This window comes from Pseudomonas sp. NyZ480 (assembly GCF_029537255.1).
Classification (GTDB): Bacteria; Pseudomonadota; Gammaproteobacteria; order Pseudomonadales; family Pseudomonadaceae; genus Aquipseudomonas; species Aquipseudomonas taiwanensis.
The window spans coordinates 4642077-4661998 of sequence record NZ_CP120626.1 but is presented as its reverse complement, the minus strand read 5'-3'; the positions used below and the strand labels follow the sequence as shown (position 1 = coordinate 4661998).

Here is a 19922-nt window from a genome sequence, read left to right as displayed (position 1 = left end):
ATAAAGGGTATTTAATAGTTATAAATGTTCCTCTCATAATGAATTTTATTCATAAGAACCTTCAGAGTAGTTATATGAAACAGCGAGCGATGGTGATTCTGGACGGTGGCATGGGCCGTGAACTGCAGCGCAGTGGCGCGCCGTTTCGCCAGCCGGAGTGGTCGGCGCTGGCGCTGAGCGAGGCGCCCGAAGCGGTGGTGGGCGTGCACGCAGCGTTCATTGCCGCAGGGGCCCAGGTCATCACCAGCAACAGTTATGCGGTGGTGCCGTTCCACATCGGCGAGGAGCGTTTTGCCAAGGAAGGCCGCCAGCTGGCCACGATCGCCGGCCAGCTGGCACGTCACGCCGCCGATACAGGGGCGCATCCGGTCAAGGTGGCCGGTTCGCTGCCGCCGCTGTTCGGCTCGTATCGCCCAGACCTGTTCCAGCCCGAGCGAGTAGAGGAAGTGCTGTCCCCGCTGCTGCAGGGCCTGGCCCCGCATGTCGACCTGTGGCTGGCGGAAACCCAAAGCTCGGTTGCCGAAGTGCGGGCCATCCATGCCCACCTGCCGGAAGACGGCAAGCCGTTCTGGGTCTCGTTCACCTTGCAGGACGAAGAAGTCGACGACGTCCCGCGCCTGCGTTCCGGCGAGCCGGTGGCCGATGCCATCGAAGCCGTGGTTGGCCTGGGGGCCGACGCGGTGCTGTTCAACTGCAGCCAGCCTGAGGTGATTGGCGCGGCGGTGGATGTCGCGCGCTCGGTGATCGAGCGACACACTGCCGATATCGTCATTGGCGCCTATGCCAATGCCTTCCCGCCGCAGCCGAAGGAAGCCACCGCCAACGACGGCCTCGATGAACTGCGCGAGGACCTTGACCCGCCCGGCTACCTGGCCTGGGCCAATGACTGGCGCAAGCGCGGTGCGAGCATGATCGGTGGCTGCTGTGGCATCGGCCCGGAGCACATCGCCGAGCTGAAACGCCATCTGGCCTGAAGCTGAAAAGGGCGGGCGGCTGCTGTACAGGCAACGTACGCCCGCACTCGGCCATCGGGGCGCGGATCGCTGAGGCCCGGGTGTCCAGGCATCGGTTTGCCTGGAGGCTTTCGTGGATTGCCTGCTGCCTGGCGGGAGGGCGGTGCCACACCGGCAGTGGCCTGAGTTGGCGTCGAGCTGGGCTCACCGCACCAGCCGTGGCACGGCCCTGACGTAGATCAGCTCGCTCACCAGTTCCACCAGGGTCTGCATGATCACGGCAGCCGCTGCCAATGCGCGTATTTCCTCGGGCAGCGCCAATGCCAAAGGCAGCACCACCAGCGAGTTGCGGGTCGATGCGCTGAAGGTCACCGAGCGCGCCTCGGCCACTGGCAAGCGGAACAGTCGCGCAGACACCAAGCCGAGGGCCGGCGCCAGCAGCATGAAGCCGATATACACCGGAATCACCGGCAACAGGCTGTCGAAGTCGCGCATCACCACCGTGATCTGCGAAGCGATCACCACCAGCAGTACCAACGCCATCGCCGGCACCGGCATCCACGCCCAGGCGTCGTTCCATGTCGCCACGGCACGGGAGCGACGGGCGCCGATGCTGGTGAGCACGGCGAGTACCATCGGCAGCACGATCAGCAGCACGAAGGCTTCGATGAACGGGGCGATGGCGATCGTCACCCGTGCGCCAGCACCGAGCATCAACGCCAGGTAAACCGGCAGCAGCACCAGTTGTAACAGCAGCAGGAGGGGGGTGGCGGTCAGGGTCAGGCGCGAATCGCCCTGGCCAATGTGGGTGAACACCACGACGTAGTCGATGCAGGGGGTGAGCAGCACCAGCAGGGCGCCGACAAGAATTGCCGGATGCTCGACCAACCCCCGGGTAGTCGCCCAGACCAGCAGTGGGACGAAAACGAAGTTGGCGAGCAGCAGCGCGGCCATGAAGCGGCGGTTGCCCAGGCCCTGGCGCAGGTCGAGGAAGGGGATTTGCAGGAACATCGCATACATCAATACCGCAATGGCCGGGGTAACCAGCGCTTGCAGAGGGTGAGCGGTGTCGGGGGCCAGCAGGCCGAAGGTGAGGGCGACGGCTACGGTGGCGAAGTAGATCGGAATCTGCTGGGTTTCGAGTTGCTCTCTGGTCAAGGCGAGGTCCTGTGATCGCGGGTACGCAAGGCGTGGCTATTGTGCGGGTCTGGCCGCTGGCAAGCCAGCGCCCGCAGGTGACATGCCGCCTGTTGGCGCCGGCTTGCCGGCGATGAGCACACGCTCAACCAAGGTTCGCCCAATCCACACCACGCGCCTTGATCACCAGGCTCACGGTGCTGTGCTCCGCAGCCTGATGGCACGCCAGGAACCCACCCACTGGATACAGGTTGTGGATCTCCAGGCCATGCCCTTTGGCATTGACCAACTGGATTTCCCGACGCCCTTCTTCCAGCTGCGTGACATCGAACGGCTCGCCCAGCTGCACATCGGTCAAAGTCCACAGCGCCGGGTCCTGGCTGCCAATGGGTTCGACATTGACCAAACCGTCGGAGGTGGTGAACACCCCTTCACCGAAGTGGGGGCCGCTGCGAACGTACAGCCGATAACCGGCGTCGTTATGGCGGAAATACAGCACCAGCGCGACCGGCTGTTCGCCTTTGTCGAAATTGACCAGCCCCAGCTCTTGGCCGTGCTGCCAGTCGGCGTCCGAGCCATTGAGCAGTCCAAGGGTGCGGTTCCCTTGCACGGCATACCCTGGCGTTTGCTGTGGGCTGTCGAGGGCTACCTGCCCTGTGGTCATGCTGCCGAGCGTGTTGATGGGCGACTCGGCCACTTCCAGGGTGGCGGTGAACGAGTGTGCGACGTGATCGGTCATGGGAGGCTCCACTAGGTTGGGGAGGCCTCAGGCTAGGGGGCTTTGCCGGGCTAGCCCACGCGGAACGGGTTCCGTACAGGGCGCAGAAACGAAGAAGCCCGGCACGAGGCCGGGCTTCTTCACATCAGGCAATCGCCAATCAGTTGCCGTAAACCGGCAGCTTCTTGCAGATGGCCTTGACCTTCTCACGCACGGCATCGATGACCGCTTCGTTGTTCAGGTCAGCCAGGATGTCGCAGATCCAGCCGGCCAGCTCGCGGCACTCGGCTTCCTTGAAACCACGGGTGGTGACGGCTGGGGTGCCGAAACGCAGGCCCGAGGTGACGAACGGCGAACGTGGGTCGTTCGGTACCGAGTTCTTGTTGACGGTGATGAAGGCTTTGCCCAGCGCGGCGTCAGCGTCCTTACCGGAGATTTCCTGCTTGATCAGCGACAGCAGGAACAGGTGGTTCTGGGTGCCGCCGGAAACGACGTCGAAACCACGCTCGATGAACACGCTGGCCATGGCCTGGGCGTTTTTCACCACTTGCTGCTGGTAGGCCTTGAACTCAGGCTGCAGGGCTTCCTTGAAGCAGATGGCCTTGGCCGCGATGACGTGCTCCAGCGGGCCGCCTTGGGCGCCTGGGAAGACGGCGGAGTTCAGCTTCTTCTCGATCTCTTCGTTCTTGCGAGCGAGGATCAGGCCGCCACGCGGACCACGCAGGGTCTTGTGGGTGGTGGTGGTGACCACGTCGGCGAACGGAACCGGGTTCGGGTACACGCCAGCGGCAACCAGGCCGGCAACGTGGGCCATGTCGACGAACAGGTAGGCACCGACCTTGTCGGCGATGGCGCGGAAGCGGGCGAAGTCCAGAACCTGCGAGTAGGCCGAGAAGCCGGCAACGATCATCTTCGGCTTGTGCTCGACGGCCAGGCGCTCGACTTCGTCGTAGTCGATCAGGCCGTTGGCGTCGATGCCGTACTGGATGGCGTTGTACAGCTTGCCCGAAGAGCTCACGGAAGCACCGTGGGTCAGGTGGCCACCGTGCGCCAGGCTCATGCCCAGGATGGTGTCACCGGCCGACAGCAGGGCCAGGTAGACGGCAGCGTTGGCCTGGGAACCGGCGTGCGGCTGGACGTTGGCATAGTCGGCGCCGAACAGCTGCTTGGCACGGTCGATGGCCAGTTGCTCGACCACGTCGACGTATTCGCAGCCACCGTAGTAGCGCTTGCCTGGGTAGCCTTCGGCGTACTTGTTGGTCAGGACCGAGCCCTGGGCTTCCATGACTGCCGGGCTGGTGTAGTTTTCCGAAGCGATCAGCTCGATATGCTCTTCCTGGCGCAGAGCTTCTTGCTGCATGGCTTCGAAGAGCTCGGCGTCGTACTTGGCAATGGTCAAATCACGGCTGAACATGGCGGTCCTCAAGGATCGGGGTGAATTGGGGGGGCATTCTAACCGATTGATTCGCGCCTGGCATATGAAGTGGCATCAAGTCGCGGACCAATGGCCTTCATGTTGGATCCCGCGCCGTGTCTGGGCTGGCTGGGGGCGTGAGTTGACTCGAAAGTCCGTTTCCGCCGCCTCTGTGCTGGCATCGGATCACTGGAACATGAATAGCGTTTCGTTGCTGAATTGCGCCTCGAACTGGTTGGCCGGCATCGGCCGTCCGAACAGGTAGCCCTGCACTTCGTCGCAGCCGTGCTCACGCAGGAACTCCAACTGCTCATGGGTTTCCACGCCTTCGGCGATCACCGCCAGGTTGAGGCTATGGGCCATGGCGATGATCGCCCGGGCGATCTGGGCATCCTGTTCGCCTTCGGGCAGGCCATCGACGAAGGTGCGGTCGATCTTCAGCACGTCGATGGGGAACTGCTTGAGGTAGTTGAGCGACGAGTAGCCAGTGCCGAAGTCGTCGACGGCAATGCTCAGGCCAAGGTTCTTGAGGCTGTCGAGAATCTGCATCGCCTCGTTGACCTCGCGCATCAGGATACTTTCGGTCAGCTCCAACTCCAGGCACGCCGGCGGCAGGCCGGTCTCTTCCAGAATGGTGGCGATGCGCGTGCCCAGCTGGCCGTCGGAGAACTGCCGTGCGGAAATGTTCACCGACACCTTCGGCACACGGACTTTCTCCTTGTGCCAGGCCTTCAGTTGGCGGCTGGCCTCGCGCAGCACCCAGTCACCCACATCCACCACCAGGCCCAGCTCCTCGATCACCGGAATGAAATCGCCCGGCGGCACCAGGCCACGGGTGGGGTGGCGCCAGCGCAGCAGCGCTTCGGCACCGGTCAGGCGCTTGCCGTCGCCGCTGAACTGCGGCTGGTAGTACAGAATGAATTCGTTCTGCTCCAAGGCATGGCGCAGGTCGCTTTCCAGTTCCAGGCGCTCCAGGGCACTGGCGTTCATCTCGGCCTGGTAGAACTGGAAGTTGTTCTTGCCGCGCTCCTTGGCGTGGTACATGGCCGTGTCGGCGTTCTTCATCAGTTGGCTCAGTTCGCTGCCGTCCTGCGGGCTGAGGGCGATACCGATACTGGCGGTGACGAAGAACTCACGGTTTTCCAGCACGAACGGCCGCACCAGGCTCGCGAGGATGTTTTCGGCCACGTGGATGGCGCGGTTGAGCGCCATTTCACGGGTGGCGCGCGGTTGCAGCAACAGGGTGAATTCGTCGCCGCCCATGCGCGCCACGGTGTCGTCGTCATCGACGCACGCCAGCAGGCGCAAGGCCATGTCCTTGAGCATGCGATCGCCCGCGGCGTGGCCGAGGGAGTCGTTGATCGGCTTGAAGCGGTCCAGGTCGAGGAACATCAGCACCACCCAGGCCTTCTGCCGATCGGCCTGCTGCAGCGCGTTGTACAGGCGGTCCTGGAACAACGTGCGGTTGGGCAGGTGCGTCAGGGCATCGTAGTAGGCCAGGCGATGAATGCGTTGCTCGCTGGCCTTGCGCTCGCTGATGTCGGTGAAGAAGCACACGTAGCTGGCCAGGTCGCCTTCGTCGTCGAGCACGGCGGTGATGCCGACCCATGCCGGGTACGGCTCGCCATTGCGACGCTTGAGCCACACTTCGCCTTCCCAACTGCCGCGCTGGTGCAATTGCTTGAGCACGTAGGCAAGGTGGCCTTCCTGCTGCTCATCGACGGTCAGCATGCCGGGCAGTTGGTCGAGTACTTCCTCCACCGCATAGCCGCTGACGCGGCTGAACGCTTCGTTGGCCTGGACGATGTAGCCGGCCGGGTCGGTGATCAGAATGGCCGAAGTCGAGTGCTCGAATACCGTAGCGGCCATGCGCAGGTCTTTTTCCGCGCGGCGCTGCTGGCTGATGTCGCGGCCAACCCCCAGTACCCCCTCGAAGCGCTCGTGCTCGTCCCACACCAGTACCAGGCGCAGTTCGATGGGAATCTTGCGGCCATCGGCACGCAGGCAGTCGAACAGGAACAGCTGGGAGGGCAGTTGGCTGCGCAGCTGCGCCAGCTGTTCGCGGTCGCCCATGGCTTTGCTGACCCGTTCCATCAGGCTATAGATGCCGGTGAGCTGGGCCGGGTTGGCGACGATCGACTGCCAGCTGTTCTCGAAGATCCACTCGGCCCGGTAGCCCAGCACGGCATGCACCGACGGGCTGACGTAGTTGAGCTGCAGCTGGCTGTCGGTGGAGAAGATCACATCGCTGATGCTCTCGGCGAGCATGCGGTAGCGTTGTTCGCTGTCGCGCAGAGACTGGCTGGCCTCGATCTGCACGGTCACGTCCTTGCCCACCCCGATGATACGGGTGACGACGCCATCGGCGTCGCGGGTCAGCACCTGTTCGCGAATCTCATAGCAGCGCCAGTTGCCGTCGCGGTGGCGGAAGCGCAGTTGGCAATGCAGCGACTCGCTGTGGCCGGTCTCGCGTTGATGCTGAAGCAGTGCCTTGTAGTGTTCGGCGTCTTCGGGGTGTAGGAGCAGCTCCCAGAAGCGGTCGCCCATCTGCGCCAGCTCGCTGCGGTCATAGCCCAGGGTCTGGCCGAGGTGGCGGTTGCTGAAGATCATCCGCTTGTTGAAGACGTCCTGCACATACAGTTGGTCGGGTACGGTGCGTACCACGTCCGACCAGAAACTTTCGCGTTCGAGCAGCGACAGCTCTACCTGCTTGCGGCTGGTGATGTCGCTGATGCTGAGGATGACCGCCTGGTAGTTGCGCCGCTGCTGCGGCAGGCGGGCCATCAGCCACAGGTGCAGTTCTCCACCGAGCGGGGCGGGCAGGCGGACTTCGAGTTCCAGCACAGGGCGCTGTTCGATCAGCGCGTCGATCAGTTGCATGGCAACGCTGTCGCGGCCATCGCCACTGCCGTCGATCAGGCGCTGCCAGGCGCCTTCGTTGCAGTCGACATTGAGCAACTGGCGCGCCACTTGGTTGATTTCGGTGATTTTCAGTTCCAGCAGCAGGGCGCGGCGCAGGTTCGGGTCCAGCGCCAGGCTTTGCTTGAGCGCGGCCAGGTTGCGCAGGTGGTAGCGGTCGAGCTGGCCGGGCAGGCTGGAGAGGTCGAGCACGCACAAGGCCACGCCCGTGCCCTCGAAGATGTCCTGGTAGCGGCGGCGGTCCTCCTGCAGGGCCTGCTGGCGTCGGCGCATGTTGATCAATGCCAGCACCGGCAGCAGCGCGCAGAACAGCACCAGCATGCATTTGCCGATCAGCGCCGGCAGCAGCTTCTGCCGGGCCAGGCCGGCATCGAACAGCCCGCGCAACTGCCATGCGCTGTTGTCGATGAAAGCCAGCATGACGCTTTGCAACGGCTCATTGCTGGTTTGCACCGGGGCATGGCGCTCCAGCACATCGCCGCTGCGGCTGTTTTCCAGCAGCCACAAGGGGTGGCTTACGCCATCGAGGTGAATCGTCAGGGTCCTGTAGTAGGAGGGCGCAAGGCGCAGCAGCCAGTAACCGCGATCCTGCTCGGTCGACTGGCGCAACAGCAGGTAGACGGTACGGTTATCGTCCGAGTTGGAGAAAAAGTAGGCGCGGCCCTTGGCCAGTTCGACCAGCTCGTCAATCCACTGGCGGTCTGGGCTGCCCGCCAGGCTGTCGCCGCGCACGTTACCGGCAGCATCGAGCCAGGCCAGTTCCCGCAGCTCGGGCAGGCGTTCGCGCAGGGTTTGCAGCAGGCTGGGCAGTGCTGCGGGCGTCGGCGTTTTGACATAGGGCTGGACCACATTCACAGCCTCCTGGGCTTTGAGCGCCATGTTCAGGCCCAGGTGGTCCGCCAGGTCGGCACTGGTCGCCAGGCTTTGTTGACGCAGCTCCGCCTGCGTGTGATGGAACTGGGCGAACAGCTGCCACAGCAGCAAACCCAGCAGAACCAGGGCCAGCAGGGCCAGCGCACCTTTGACCGAGCCGCGCACGGACGCAGCCGGAGCGGAGGAGGCAGGTCGCAGCGAGGGCGAGTGTGTGAGATCGGTCAAGCGGTGGTCCTGCAATTGGGCTGGCGATGGCAGGGTTTGATCATGCACGGTGTGTGCCGCAAGGCCGTGGCCGTGCTGGCGTGGCGCACTATACGGCGGGACACCGGAAAGGGGCTAGCATGCCAATCATTATGGCAAAGTGCCAGCGCTGCTGTCCTGTGCCGACGGTCGTCGCCCGCTGGGGGGGTTCGGCAAGCCCCTGCAACCTGTGCGAGAATGCCGGCCGCTTCAATGACAACGCATCGGAGATGTTCGGTTTTGGTTACCCACTATTCCACCAATGGCCTCGATTCCGCCTGCGGGCGCAGCAGTCAGACCCTTGTCAGCACTGCCGTGACCGAGGACGTATCCTGCAAGTCTTGCCAGCGTTCGCTGGACAAATCTGGCGCGGCTAGCGCGCCGAAGAGCAAGAGCCCGTCGCTGGCCGAGCTGCGCAAAACCGCCAAGGCGGTTGCAGAGCCGGCCGTCGAGTCCGTCGCTGCCAAGCCAGCCGCCAAGGTCGTGAGCGCGCCGGTCGGCAAGCCGGCCAAGGCCGCCGAGCAGCCTGCCCGTCGCGGTGGCTTCAGCGTCAAGGCCGCCTGGGCCGCGCGTCTTGCCGAGCAGGGCGACCGTTGCCGCTTGCCGCGGGGCAAGGCCAAGCAGCGTCACGTCTGACACCCTTATCGAGCCGGTAAGGGCCAATGCGCGGGTAAACCTGCTCCCACAGCATGGGCTGCCCCCAAGCGGGTGCGGTCCGGCAAACGATCGAACCTGTGGGGGCGGGCTCTACCCGCGAAAGGGCCGTCACGGACGCTGGAAGCGGCGCTCGATCCCTGCGACTTCATCCCACCATCCGACCACCCTGCGCAATGCCGCGTCTTGGCGTAGAATGGTCGACTTTGTTCAATGACACCCCCGTAAACACATCCCCTGGTCACAAGGCCGGGGCGTACGTCGATGTCTTTACCTATCTGATAGAGGGCTTGGTTTTGGCTCAATACGTCTACACCATGCATCGGCTGAGCAAGGTCGTGCCGCCGAAGCGGGAAATTCTCAAGAATATTTCCCTGTCGTTCTTCCCAGGCGCCAAGATCGGCGTACTCGGCCTGAACGGTGCGGGTAAATCGACCCTGCTGCGGATCATGGCGGGCGTCGACAAGGAATTCGACGGCGAAGCCCGTCCGATGCCTGACATCAACGTCGGCTACCTGCCGCAGGAGCCGCAACTGGATCCGACCAAGTCGGTCCGTGAAGTGGTCGAGGAAGCGGTCAGCGTGATCAAGGACGCCCAGGCGCGCCTGGACGAAGTGTACGCGGCCTACGCCGAACCCGACGCCGACTTCGACAAGCTGGCCGCCGAACAGGCCAAGCTGGAGGCTATCCTGCAGGCCGCCGACGGCCACAACCTGGAGCGTCAGCTGGACGTCGCCGCCGACGCCCTGCGTCTGCCGGCCTGGGACGCCCGCATCGAGCACCTGTCCGGTGGTGAGAAGCGCCGCGTGGCGCTGTGCCGCCTGCTGCTGTCGGCCCCCGACATGCTGCTGCTCGACGAACCGACCAACCACCTGGACGCCGACTCGGTGGCCTGGCTGGAGCGCTTCCTGCACGACTTCCCCGGCACCGTGGTGGCGATCACCCACGACCGTTACTTCCTCGACAACGTCGCCGGCTGGATCCTCGAACTGGACCGCGGTGCCGGTATCCCGTACGAAGGCAACTACTCGGGCTGGCTGGAGGCCAAGTCCGAGCGTCTGGCGCAAGAGTCCAAGCAGCAGAGCGCCCACGAGAAGGCCATGAAGGAGGAACTGGAGTGGGTGCGCAAAGGCGCCAAGGCCCGCCAGTCCAAGTCCAAGGCCCGTCTGGCACGCTTCGAAGAAATGCAGTCGCAGGAATTCCAGAAGCGCAGCGAGACCAACGAGATCTACATCCCGGCCGGTCCGCGCCTGGGCGACAAGGTCATCGAGTTCAAGAACGTCACCAAAGGCTATGGCGACCGCGTGCTGATCGACAACCTGTCGTTCTCCATGCCTAAGGGCGCCATCGTTGGCGTGATCGGCGGTAACGGTGCCGGTAAGTCGACCCTGTTCCGCATGTTGATGGGCAAGGAACAGCCAGATTCGGGCAGCATCGAGATCGGCGAAACCGTGCAACTGGCCTGCGTCGACCAGAGCCGTGAAGACCTGGACGGCAACAAGACCGTGTTCCAGCAGGTTTCCGACGGTTCCGACATGATCCGCATCGGCAACTACGAGATCCCGTCGCGCACCTACGTTGGCCGCTTCAACTTCAAGGGTGGCGACCAGCAGAAGTTCGTCAAGGACCTCTCCGGTGGTGAGCGTGGCCGTCTGCACCTGGCGCTGACCCTGAAAGAGGGTGGCAACGTCCTGCTGCTCGACGAACCGTCCAACGACCTCGACGTCGAAACCCTGCGTTCGCTGGAAGAAGCCCTGCTGGACTTCCCAGGCGCCGCCATCGTGATTTCCCACGACCGTTGGTTCCTGGACCGTGTGGCGACCCACATCCTGGCGTACGAAGACGACTCGAACGTGGTGTTCTTCGAAGGTAACTACACCGAGTACGAAGCCGATCGCAAGAAGCGCCTGGGTGACGCAGCTGCCCAGCCGCACCGTGTACGCCACAAGAAACTGGCCCAGTAAGCTGGTCTTTTGATGCACAAGAATGGGGCCCTAGCGGCCCCATTTTTGTGCCTGATTGGGAAGCGATGTTGGCTTCATGCGCGGGCATTCTTGCTACTGGAGATGCGGCGCTAACCTCAGGACTTGCAGGCTCCTTGTGGGGGTGGGGTAGCCGCGGAGCGGCCGCCGCCGAAGGGCTATTTTGTATACAGTTATATAATACGCACCAAAAAATTTCATAAAAACGACATTTCGCCCTGTTCCAGTGCGATTGCTTCTTGGTACATTCCAGAAAAAACCAATAAGCCCAATCCCTCTTGGTGAGATGTCTACCATGATCGAATCCGTCGACAATTTCCTCGCGCGCCTGAAACAGCGCGATCCGGCCCAACCCGAATTCCACCAGGCGGTGGAAGAGGTGCTGCGCAGCCTGTGGCCGTTCCTCGAAGCCAACCCTCGCTACCTGCAGGCCGGGATTCTCGAGCGCATGGTCGAGCCGGAGCGCGCGGTGCTGTTCCGAGTGTCGTGGGTCGATGACCAGGGCAAGGTCCAGGTCAACCGCGGTTACCGCATCCAGATGAGCAGTGCCATTGGCCCTTACAAGGGCGGCCTGCGCTTCCACCCGTCGGTGAACCTCGGCGTGCTGAAGTTCCTGGCCTTCGAACAGGTATTCAAGAACTCCCTCACCTCGCTGCCCATGGGCGGCGGCAAGGGCGGCTCGGACTTCGACCCCAAGGGCAAGAGCGATGCCGAAGTCATGCGCTTCTGCCAGGCCTTCATGAGCGAGCTCTACCGCCACATCGGCGCCGACCTCGACGTGCCGGCCGGTGATATCGGCGTCGGCGCCCGCGAAATCGGCTACATGTTCGGCCAGTACAAGCGCCTGGCCAACCAGTTCACCTCGGTACTCACCGGCAAGGGCATGACCTACGGCGGCAGCCTGATTCGTCCGGAAGCCACCGGCTATGGCTGCGTGTACTTTGCCGAGGAAATGCTCAAGCGCCAGAACCTGCGCATCGACGGCCGTCGCGTGGCGATCTCCGGTTCCGGCAACGTTGCCCAGTATGCGGCGCGCAAGGTCATGGACCTGGGCGGCAAGGTGATCTCGTTGTCCGACTCCGAAGGCACGCTGTACGCCGAAGCGGGCCTGACCGATGCCCAGTGGGAGGCGCTGATGGCGCTCAAGAACGTCAAGCGCGGCCGCATCAGCGAGCTGGCCAGCCAGTTCGGCCTGGAGTTCCGCAAGGGCCAGACACCGTGGAGCCTGCCGTGTGATATCGCCCTGCCATGCGCCACGCAGAACGAACTGGACAGCGAAGACGCTCGCACCTTGCTGCGAAACGGCTGCATCTGCGTAGCCGAAGGCGCCAACATGCCGACCACCCTCGAAGCCGTGGATATCTTCCTGGACGCCGGTATCCTGTACGCGCCGGGCAAGGCGTCCAACGCCGGTGGCGTGGCCGTGTCGGGTCTTGAGATGTCGCAAAATGCGATGCGTCTGCTGTGGACCGCCGGCGAGGTGGACAGCAAGCTGCACAACATCATGCAGTCGATTCACCATGCGTGCGTGCACTACGGTGAAGAGGCCGATGGCAAGGTCAACTATGTCAAAGGCGCGAACATCGCAGGCTTCGTGAAAGTGGCTGACGCGATGCTGGCGCAAGGCGTGGTCTGATCGCAGGCGCGGGGGCCGCAGCGCGGCCCCTACCGTTCGCCTTCGATGTCGACGACCTCGATCAGTTGATCCCCCGCTGGCCGTCGCCACAACACTTCATCCCCAGGCGCTGAACCCAACAATGCCCGTCCCAGCGGCGAGCCCCAGTTGATCAACCCTTGGCTGGCATCCGCCTCGTCCTCCCCGACCAGTTGCACCGAATGCTCCTGGCCCTGCTCATCGGCGAACGTCACTCGGCTCCCGATCTGCACCTTGCTGCGCGAGGTCGCGGCAGGCACCACCTGCGCGCTCTGTACGCGCGCGCTGAAATAACGCAGGTCCCGTTCGGTATCGGCCAGGCGTTGCTGGTCGGCACGCTCGCCTTGAGCCTGTAGTTCGCTGCGCAAGGTATTGAGCGCGGCCACCCGCTGGTGCAGCTGGTTCAGGCCGTTGGCAGTGACGTAGTTGGGCTGCTCGCTCACCAGGCGCTCTACCGGCGGGTCTGCCTGGGCGGCGGCCTGGTCTTCGTTGACGAATGCTCGGCTCATGCTGGGGCCTCCTTATGCAGGGGACCATGGTGACAGGTCAGTGGTTTCGAGGGATGTCCGTTTGCGACCTAGTTGCGCCGATAGGCACGTCCCGCGTCGCGGTCTTTTTCCTGCTGCCATTCACGGTCACGCTCATCCCAATAGCGCTCGCGGTACTGGCGCAGGTCTTCGCTGTCCTGCATGGCGTGGCACTGGCGAAAGCCATCGTCCCAGCCACTTTCATATTGCCGGTTGTGCAGGTAGCGGGGCACGTCCTTGCGAAAATCGCCGACCATCAGCCCGGCAGCCTGGCGACCGCTGCTGCAGCCATCCTGGAAGCCGTCGGCGTAGGCGGGGGGATAACCTTGCTTGACCATTTGCTCATGGGTGGTTTCGCAACCTGTCAGCAGCAAGGCGATGCACAACCCAAACCAGTACCGCGACATATCCACAACACCTCCCAACGATCGTGGAAAGTCTAGGTGGCGTTTTGTCGGGGAGTCGTCAAAACAGTGTCAAAGAGTCGGTTGGGTCACGTTGGTCGCGGGTAAAGTCGCGCCTGCAGGGCCAGCCGATGCCTGCAGGCGCGCTGAGAGGACTCAATAGTGATACCACTTCAACTCCAGCATCACCTCATTCTGCGCCGTGGCCAGGTGGCTGAATGCCCGCGAGGCGCTCAGGCGCAACCCGAGGTTCTGGCTGATCTCCCATTGCTGGTTCAGGCTCACGCTGCGCCGCACTTCGCCATGGGTGAAGTAATCGCCCTTGGCCTCCAGCGTCATGTTGCCCAGCCCATTGCGCCACAACAGCCCGCCATTGAAGCCCGCTGCCGGGGCGATGAACGGGGCGAAGTCGTTATGGTGCTCGACCCGCACCGTGCCCAGGGCAAAGCCCAGCAAGCCGTCGGACAACTGCCAGGTGCCACCGGCGCCGCCGTTCACGTGGCTGACCAGCACTTCGTCGTCATGCTTGCCCGGCACCCGTTCCAGACCACCGGCAACCTGCCATGACCACGGCTTGAGCAGCGCGTTGCGAGGCGTCAGCGAGCGAATGGTGGCCAGGTCCAGGCGCTGCACCTGCCAGTCGTTGCCTTCGTACTGGCGCAGCTTGAGCTGGAGGATTTCGATCTGTGCGCCCAGCGGGAAGCCGTAGGCGTTGTCGTTGAGGTCGTGGTAGGCCATGCGCAGGCCGTACTCGGCAAAGGCCCGGTCCTCGCGGGTGCCGACGCCCAGTTGCCAGGTACGCGAGTCGTGGCCATCCTCCGGCAGGCCGGGTCGCTCTATTTCAAGCGCCGGCGGCGGGTTGCGGTTGATCGCCCGCAGCAGCTCGAAACTGCGCTTGGCCTGCGCGGGGTCGCGTTGCTGGCCGTTGGCGCGGTAACGCTCCAGGCGGTACGCGGCATCCTGCACCAGGGCTTGGCGCTCGCGGGGCAGGGCGGTGAACCCAGGGCTTTGCAGCTGTGCCGTGTCGGCGCTGACGGCCAGCACCTGGCGCTTTTCGTCGTGATCCAGGGGCTCGGCCCGGGCCAGCAGTTCTCGCTCGCGCGAGGGGCGGTAGTTGATGCTGCTGACCAAACCAGACTGCTTGACGGCCTTGACCGTGTCGGTGGGGATGGCGGTCAGGGGGAACTGCGAGGTCAGGTCCAGGCCTGGGCGGGCCACTTGCAGCAGTTCGAGCAGGCGGTAGGAGCAGTTTTCATCGAAGAAGAAGTAATCGAACTGGATCTGCTTGAGTTCCCACACGTGCTCGACCATGCGCCCGGTTTCTTCGGGCGTGAGGTCTAGCTGGTATTCCCACAGGTCGCGGTTTTCCAGGCTGCGGTATTCGGACAGTTTCTCCTGGTAAGGCATCAGCGCGAACAGGCCTGGGTAACCGCCCATCAGGCCTTTCCAGGCATACAGGATGCTGTTGTCGCTGCCTTCGATGTAGGCGCCGAAATTGATCGCATAGCTCAGCAGCGTGGTGTCGTCGCTGCGGGTGTGGGACTGGTCGATGCGCAGCAGGGTATGGCCGAACATCGACGATGGGCTGTTCAGGTAGGCCGCCGGGAAGATCAACGCTGCGCTGTGCGGGTCGATCGACTGGTACCAGGTCTTGAACGCCTGGCAGTCTGGTTGCGGCAGGTCTTGCAGGTCGAGTTGCTCGCGCAGCCAGCGGGTGCGGGCGGGGAATACGCACTGGGCGTGCTTGTCGCCTTGGCTGGCCGGGGCATACAGCGCTTCGACGGTGGACTTGAGCTCCTGGTCGGGGTGGTGCGCGCCGTCCTCGGCGAGGAAGAACGCGTCATCGTCGACATAGCTGCGCCAGCCGCCGAGCTTGGCGGTTTCGTAATGGCCCAGGGCAATCCAGTAAGGGGTATTGGCCAGTTGCTGGATACGGCCTTGTTCCAGCGCAGGCATGGCATGAACAGGGGCGCAGGCAACCAGCGCCAGGTAAGCGAGGCGTTTGAGCATGTCGGGCAACTACTTCTCAACGATGCCGAAAGAAAAGGCGAAACCCGCCCCGAGAAGGGGCGGGAGCAGCTGCGCTTAGGCCTCGGTGGCGTACTTGGCCAGGCGTGGGTCGTTCTTCAGAACGGCCAGGGTGTTGTTGTGGACAGTCTCGGCAGTGACGTCGGCGCTGCTGAAGATCTGGTCGAAGTGCTGGTGGGTGACCGATGCAAAGTAGCCGCGGTCTTCCGGAGCCACGCCGAGTACCACGGCATAGGTGGTCAGGGCTTCGCCCTGGCCCTTGGCCATGTCTTCGGACAGCTCGTTCATCATGCCATTCATGGCGAACCACGACTTGCCGCCATAGGTCAGTGCCGCCTTGGTCGAGCAGCCGTTGGTACCGGAAGTCATACCGAAGGTGGCGTTGCCGGAGGTGCCGTTGGTGGTAGAGGCCAGGAAGTGCGCCGGAGTGCCGCGTTGGCCTTCGAACAGCAGGTTACCCCAGCCGCAGTTCGGGCCACCTGGCGCTTCGGCCATGGCGTTGATGGAGACCACGGTGAACAGAGTACCCAGAAGAATCCGTTTCATAGCATTTGTTCTCTTTGTCTAAACCAAGGGTCAGGGTTATCTGGCAACTCGGTTGCCAGGTCGGGAAAGCTTTTCACCCACCCGCGCAGCTTGGAGTTTAGGCACGATCTAAAGGTTGCGTCGCTGATTGCGAAAAATTTGCTTGCCTTCGGTGGGCGATGCGGCTGCGACATAAAGTCCCGCCGAGCCTTGCAAGGCGCGCGCGGGCAGCGCCAGAATGCTGCTATCCGCCCGCCGAAGTAAGGAAACACAATGCCCGATCCTGTCGCTGCGCGCCTGCGTCTCGCGCCCGAAGCCCTGACCCGGCGTTTTTCCCCCGAGCAGTTTGCATTCACCAACACCGACGATCTGGAGCCGTTTCGCGGAGTACTGGGCCAGGAGCGCGCTGTAGAGGCCCTGCAATTTGGCGTGGCGATGCCGCGCCCTGGTTACAACGTGTATGTGATGGGCGAGCCGGGCACTGGCCGCTTCTCGTTCGTCAAACGCTACCTCAAGGCCGAGGGCAAGCGTCAGCAGACCCCGTCCGACTGGGTCTACGTCAACCACTTCGACGACACCCGCGAGCCGCGTGCGCTGGAGCTGCCGTCGGGCAGCGCCGCCGAGTTCATCGCCGACATGGGGGGGCTGATCGACAACCTGCTGTCCACCTTCCCGGCGGTGTTCGAGCACCCGTCCTACCAGCAGAAGAAAGGCGCCATCGACCGCGCCTTCAACCAGCGCTATGACCGCGCCCTGGACGTGATCGAACGTGCCTCGCTCGAGAAGGACGTGGCCCTGTACCGCGACGCCAGCAACGTCGCCTTCACCCCCATGGCCGACGGCAAGGCACTGGATGAAGCCGAATTCGCCCAGTTGCCAGAAGAGGTTCGCGAGCAGTTCCACGAAGACATCGCCCTGCTGGAAGAGCGCTTGAACGAAGAACTCGCCAGCTTGCCGCAATGGAAGCGTGAGTCGAATAACCAGCTGCGCCAGCTCAACGAAGAAACCATCACCCTGGCCTTGCAGCCGCTGCTGGCGCCGTTGTCGCAGAAGTACGCCGAGAATGCGGCCGTGTGCGCCTACCTGCAGTCCATGCAGCTGAACCTGCTGCGAACGGTGGTCGAGCAACTGGTCGACGACAGCAAGACCGATGCCGCCGCGCGTAAGCTGCTGGAAGAGCAATACGCCCCCAGCCTGGTGGTCGGCCACCATGCCGATGGCGGCGCGCCGGTAGTGTTCGAGCCGCACCCGACCTACGACAATTTGTTCGGCCGTATCGAATACAGCACCGACCAGGGGGCCCTGTACACCTCGTACCGCCAACTGCGCCCCGGTGCGCTGCACCGCGCCAACGGCGGCTTCCTGATTCTGGAAGCCGAGAAAATGCTGGGTGAGCCGTTCGTGTGGGACGCGCTCAAGCGCGCCCTGCAATCGCGCAAGCTGAAGATGGAGTCGCCCCTGGGCGAACTGGGCCGCGTGGCCACCGTCAGCCTTACGCCGCAGGTGATCCCGCTGAACGTCAAGCTGGTGATCATCGGTTCGCGTCAGCTGTACTACGCGTTGCAGGACCACGACCCGGACTTCCAGGAGATGTTCCGGGTGCTGGTGGACTTCGACGAAGACATGCCCATGGTCGACGAGAACCTGGAGCAGTTCGCCCAGTTGCTGCGTACCCGTACCAACGAAGAGGGCATGGCGCCGCTGACCAGCGATGCGGTGGCACGCCTGGCCACCTACAGCGCCCGCCTGGCGGAAAACCAGTCGCGGCTGTCGGCGCGTATCGGCGATCTCTTCCAGTTGGTCAGCGAGGCCGATTTCATTCGCCAGCTGGCCAGCGACACCATGACCGACGCGGGGCACATTGAACGTGCGCTCAAGGCCAAGGCCACCCGTACCGGTCGGGTTTCGCAGCGGGTGCTGGACGACATGCTCGCCGGCATCATCTTGATCGACACCGAGGGCGCGGCCATCGGCAAGTGCAACGGGCTGACGGTGCTGGAGGTCGGTGACTCGGCGTTCGGTATGCCGGCGCGGATCTCGGCCACGGTGTACCCCGGTGGCAGCGGCATCGTCGATATCGAGCGCGAGGTCAACCTGGGCCAGCCGATTCACTCCAAGGGGGTGATGATCCTCACCGGTTACCTCGGCAGCCGCTACGCCCAGGAGTTCCCGCTGGCGATCTCGGCAAGCATCGCCCTGGAGCAGTCCTACGGCTATGTCGACGGCGACAGTGCTTCGCTGGGCGAGGTGTGCACGCTGATCTCGGCCTTGTCGCGCACGCCGCTCAAGCAGTGCTTCGCCATCACCGGGTCGATCAACCAGTTCGGTGAAGTGCAGGCTGTGGGTGGGGTCAACGAGAAGATCGAAGGCTTCTTCCGCCTGTGCGATGCCCGAGGCCTGACGGGCGACCAAGGCGTGATCATCCCGCGGGCCAACGTCGCCACGCTGATGCTCGACGAGCGGGTGTTGCAGGCGGTCGAGGCCGGGCAGTTCCACGTCTACGCGGTGAGCCAGGCCGACGAGGCGTTGAGCTTGCTGGTGGGTGAGGAGGCCGGCGTACTGGACGACAAGGGCCAGTTCACCGAAGGCAGCGTCAATGCCCGGGTGGTGGAGCGCCTGCGGGAAATCGCCGAGATGATCAGCGAAGAAGACATCAAAGAGGCAGAAAAAGAACGTCTGGAGGACATGATTGCCCAAGCCAAGCCGGCTTGAGTCAAGAAAACGGCGCTGAAGGCGATGTGCTACCGTTCAGCGCCGGTTTTCCATCTTTTTCCGTCGCTATTCTATGCTGGAACGTAGGACGGTATCAGGGTTCAGGATGGAAACAGCCTGTGATTCCAGGCTGAACAGGGCTCATTGGAGGGGACGCGGCCATGCGCAACCTCAGCCTTACTCGCCAGTGCCTGGGCCTGGTGACCCGCATTGAATGCAGCATTCGCCCACTGGCCGGTGACAACGGCATGTGGACCCTGCTGTTCGCTGCCGGCATGGCCGGTGAACAACCGTCGGCCATCAAGGCGCAGGGACCGTTCCATGGGCCCGCGGTGGCCGAGTCGGTGCTCCATGCCATCGTCGATAGCCTGACCTTGCACGGGTATCAGGTGGCGCACGATCCACAGATCTGGGCGCTGCACCTGCAGGCGCAGTTGCGACGGATCAACGGCGAGCGTTGTCGCAACCTTGGGGATTACCAGTTTCATCCTGAAACCTGAGCAGCCGCCGCTGCTCGTTTCGGAAGGCGCTGGCGATTGGTTCGCGCAACTGCCCAAGGCTTTTGCTGTCACAGGTGGCTGGCTATACTCGCCCTCGCTTTTTTAGTCACCTGACGAGTCCCAATCCCTCCATGGAACGTATTCTCGAAAACGCGATGTATGCCTCTCGCTGGCTGCTCGCTCCTATCTATTTCGGCCTGTCCCTGGGCTTGCTCGCCCTGGCGTTGAAGTTCTTCCAGGAAATCATTCACGTCCTGCCCAACGTGTTCTCGTTGGCTGAGGCGGACCTGATCCTGGTCATCCTGTCGCTGATCGACATGTCGCTGGTTGGCGGCCTGCTGGTGATGGTGATGATCTCGGGCTACGAGAACTTCGTCTCGCAGCTGGACATCGACGAAAGCAAGGAGAAGCTCAACTGGCTGGGCAAGATGGACTCTTCGTCGCTGAAGATGAAAGTGGCGGCGTCCATCGTGGCGATCTCCTCCATCCACCTGCTGCGGGTGTTCATGGATGCGCAGAACATCTCCACCGACTACCTGATGTGGTACGTGATCATCCACATGACTTTCGTCATCTCGGCGTTCGTCATGGGTTACCTGGACAAAGTCACCAAGCATTGACGGCTGGCGCTGTGGGAGCCGCCCTTGCTCCCACTGCAAATGCACACTAACGGACGAGC

At 63.3% G+C, this 19922-nt stretch carries 15 protein-coding genes; 7 read left to right on the top strand and 8 right to left on the bottom strand.

Annotation, left to right across the window (positions count from 1 at the left end):
- The first annotated feature begins 89 nt into the window (after positions 1-89).
- Positions 90-974 (top strand): homocysteine S-methyltransferase family protein, encoded by an 885-nt coding sequence (locus P3R38_RS21365; RefSeq protein ID WP_177325269.1) that lies wholly within the window; start codon positions 90-92, stop codon positions 972-974.
- 183 nt (positions 975-1157) lie between these two features.
- On the opposite strand, the gene P3R38_RS21360 is transcribed toward P3R38_RS21365, so the two are convergent.
- The 4 genes from P3R38_RS21360 to P3R38_RS21345 all read right to left on the bottom strand — a co-directional run bounded on the left by P3R38_RS21360 (position 1158) and on the right by P3R38_RS21345 (position 8239).
- Positions 1158-2111 carry an arsenic resistance protein gene (locus tag P3R38_RS21360; protein WP_104883283.1) on the bottom strand — a complete coding sequence of 318 codons (954 nt, stop codon included), beginning with the start codon at positions 2109-2111 and terminating at the stop codon, positions 1158-1160.
- A gap of 124 nt (positions 2112-2235) precedes the next feature.
- Complete coding sequence (locus P3R38_RS21355; protein WP_277686582.1) at positions 2236-2829, bottom strand: hypothetical protein; 594 nt, start codon at positions 2827-2829, stop codon at positions 2236-2238.
- A gap of 139 nt (positions 2830-2968) precedes the next feature.
- The gene (gene glyA / locus P3R38_RS21350; RefSeq protein ID WP_023382412.1) at positions 2969-4222 is read right to left on the bottom strand and encodes a serine hydroxymethyltransferase; all 1254 of its coding nucleotides are present in this window, start codon (positions 4220-4222) and stop codon (positions 2969-2971) included.
- A 186-nt stretch (positions 4223-4408) separates the two neighbouring features.
- On the bottom strand, positions 4409-8239 hold the full coding sequence (locus P3R38_RS21345) for a bifunctional diguanylate cyclase/phosphodiesterase (protein WP_277686581.1): 3831 nt from the start codon (positions 8237-8239) through the stop codon (positions 4409-4411).
- A 258-nt stretch (positions 8240-8497) separates the two neighbouring features.
- On the opposite strand from P3R38_RS21345, the gene P3R38_RS21340 reads away from it, so the two are divergent.
- The 3 genes from P3R38_RS21340 to gdhA all read left to right on the top strand — a co-directional run bounded on the left by P3R38_RS21340 (position 8498) and on the right by gdhA (position 12529).
- Positions 8498-8893 carry a hypothetical protein gene (locus P3R38_RS21340; RefSeq protein WP_023382410.1) on the top strand — a complete coding sequence of 132 codons (396 nt, stop codon included), beginning with the start codon at positions 8498-8500 and terminating at the stop codon, positions 8891-8893.
- A 314-nt stretch (positions 8894-9207) separates the two neighbouring features.
- Complete coding sequence (gene ettA / locus P3R38_RS21335; protein WP_023382409.1) at positions 9208-10875, top strand: energy-dependent translational throttle protein EttA; 1668 nt, start codon at positions 9208-9210, stop codon at positions 10873-10875.
- A gap of 313 nt (positions 10876-11188) precedes the next feature.
- Positions 11189-12529 carry an NADP-specific glutamate dehydrogenase gene (gdhA, locus tag P3R38_RS21330; protein WP_023382408.1) on the top strand — a complete coding sequence of 447 codons (1341 nt, stop codon included), beginning with the start codon at positions 11189-11191 and terminating at the stop codon, positions 12527-12529.
- A gap of 29 nt (positions 12530-12558) precedes the next feature.
- Here the strand turns inward: gdhA and P3R38_RS21325 are convergent, their stop codons facing one another.
- The 4 genes from P3R38_RS21325 to P3R38_RS21310 all read right to left on the bottom strand — a co-directional run bounded on the left by P3R38_RS21325 (position 12559) and on the right by P3R38_RS21310 (position 16052).
- Positions 12559-13056 (bottom strand): GreA/GreB family elongation factor, encoded by a 498-nt coding sequence (locus P3R38_RS21325; protein WP_027907645.1) that lies wholly within the window; start codon positions 13054-13056, stop codon positions 12559-12561.
- 68 nt (positions 13057-13124) lie between these two features.
- The gene (locus P3R38_RS21320; protein ID WP_023382406.1) at positions 13125-13481 is read right to left on the bottom strand and encodes a hypothetical protein; all 357 of its coding nucleotides are present in this window, start codon (positions 13479-13481) and stop codon (positions 13125-13127) included.
- 153 nt (positions 13482-13634) lie between these two features.
- Positions 13635-15488, bottom strand: coding sequence for a DUF4105 domain-containing protein (locus tag P3R38_RS21315; RefSeq protein ID WP_104883284.1), 1854 nt, complete (start codon positions 15486-15488; stop codon positions 13635-13637).
- A gap of 75 nt (positions 15489-15563) precedes the next feature.
- Complete coding sequence (locus tag P3R38_RS21310; RefSeq protein WP_023382404.1) at positions 15564-16052, bottom strand: DUF3015 domain-containing protein; 489 nt, start codon at positions 16050-16052, stop codon at positions 15564-15566.
- Positions 16053-16304: 252 nt separating this feature from the next.
- Between P3R38_RS21310 and P3R38_RS21305 the strand changes: the two genes are divergently transcribed.
- The 3 genes from P3R38_RS21305 (at position 16305) to P3R38_RS21295 (ending at position 19863) form a co-directional block, all read left to right on the top strand.
- A complete protein-coding gene (locus P3R38_RS21305; protein ID WP_023382403.1) occupies positions 16305-18743 on the top strand; it encodes an ATP-binding protein in 2439 nt (812 codons plus the stop codon).
- Positions 18744-18904: 161 nt separating this feature from the next.
- Positions 18905-19243 carry a hypothetical protein gene (locus tag P3R38_RS21300; RefSeq protein WP_023382402.1) on the top strand — a complete coding sequence of 113 codons (339 nt, stop codon included), beginning with the start codon at positions 18905-18907 and terminating at the stop codon, positions 19241-19243.
- A gap of 131 nt (positions 19244-19374) precedes the next feature.
- Positions 19375-19863, top strand: a complete 489-nt coding sequence (locus P3R38_RS21295) for a TIGR00645 family protein (protein WP_023382401.1) — start codon at positions 19375-19377, stop codon at positions 19861-19863.
- Positions 19864-19922: the final 59 nt, after the last annotated feature.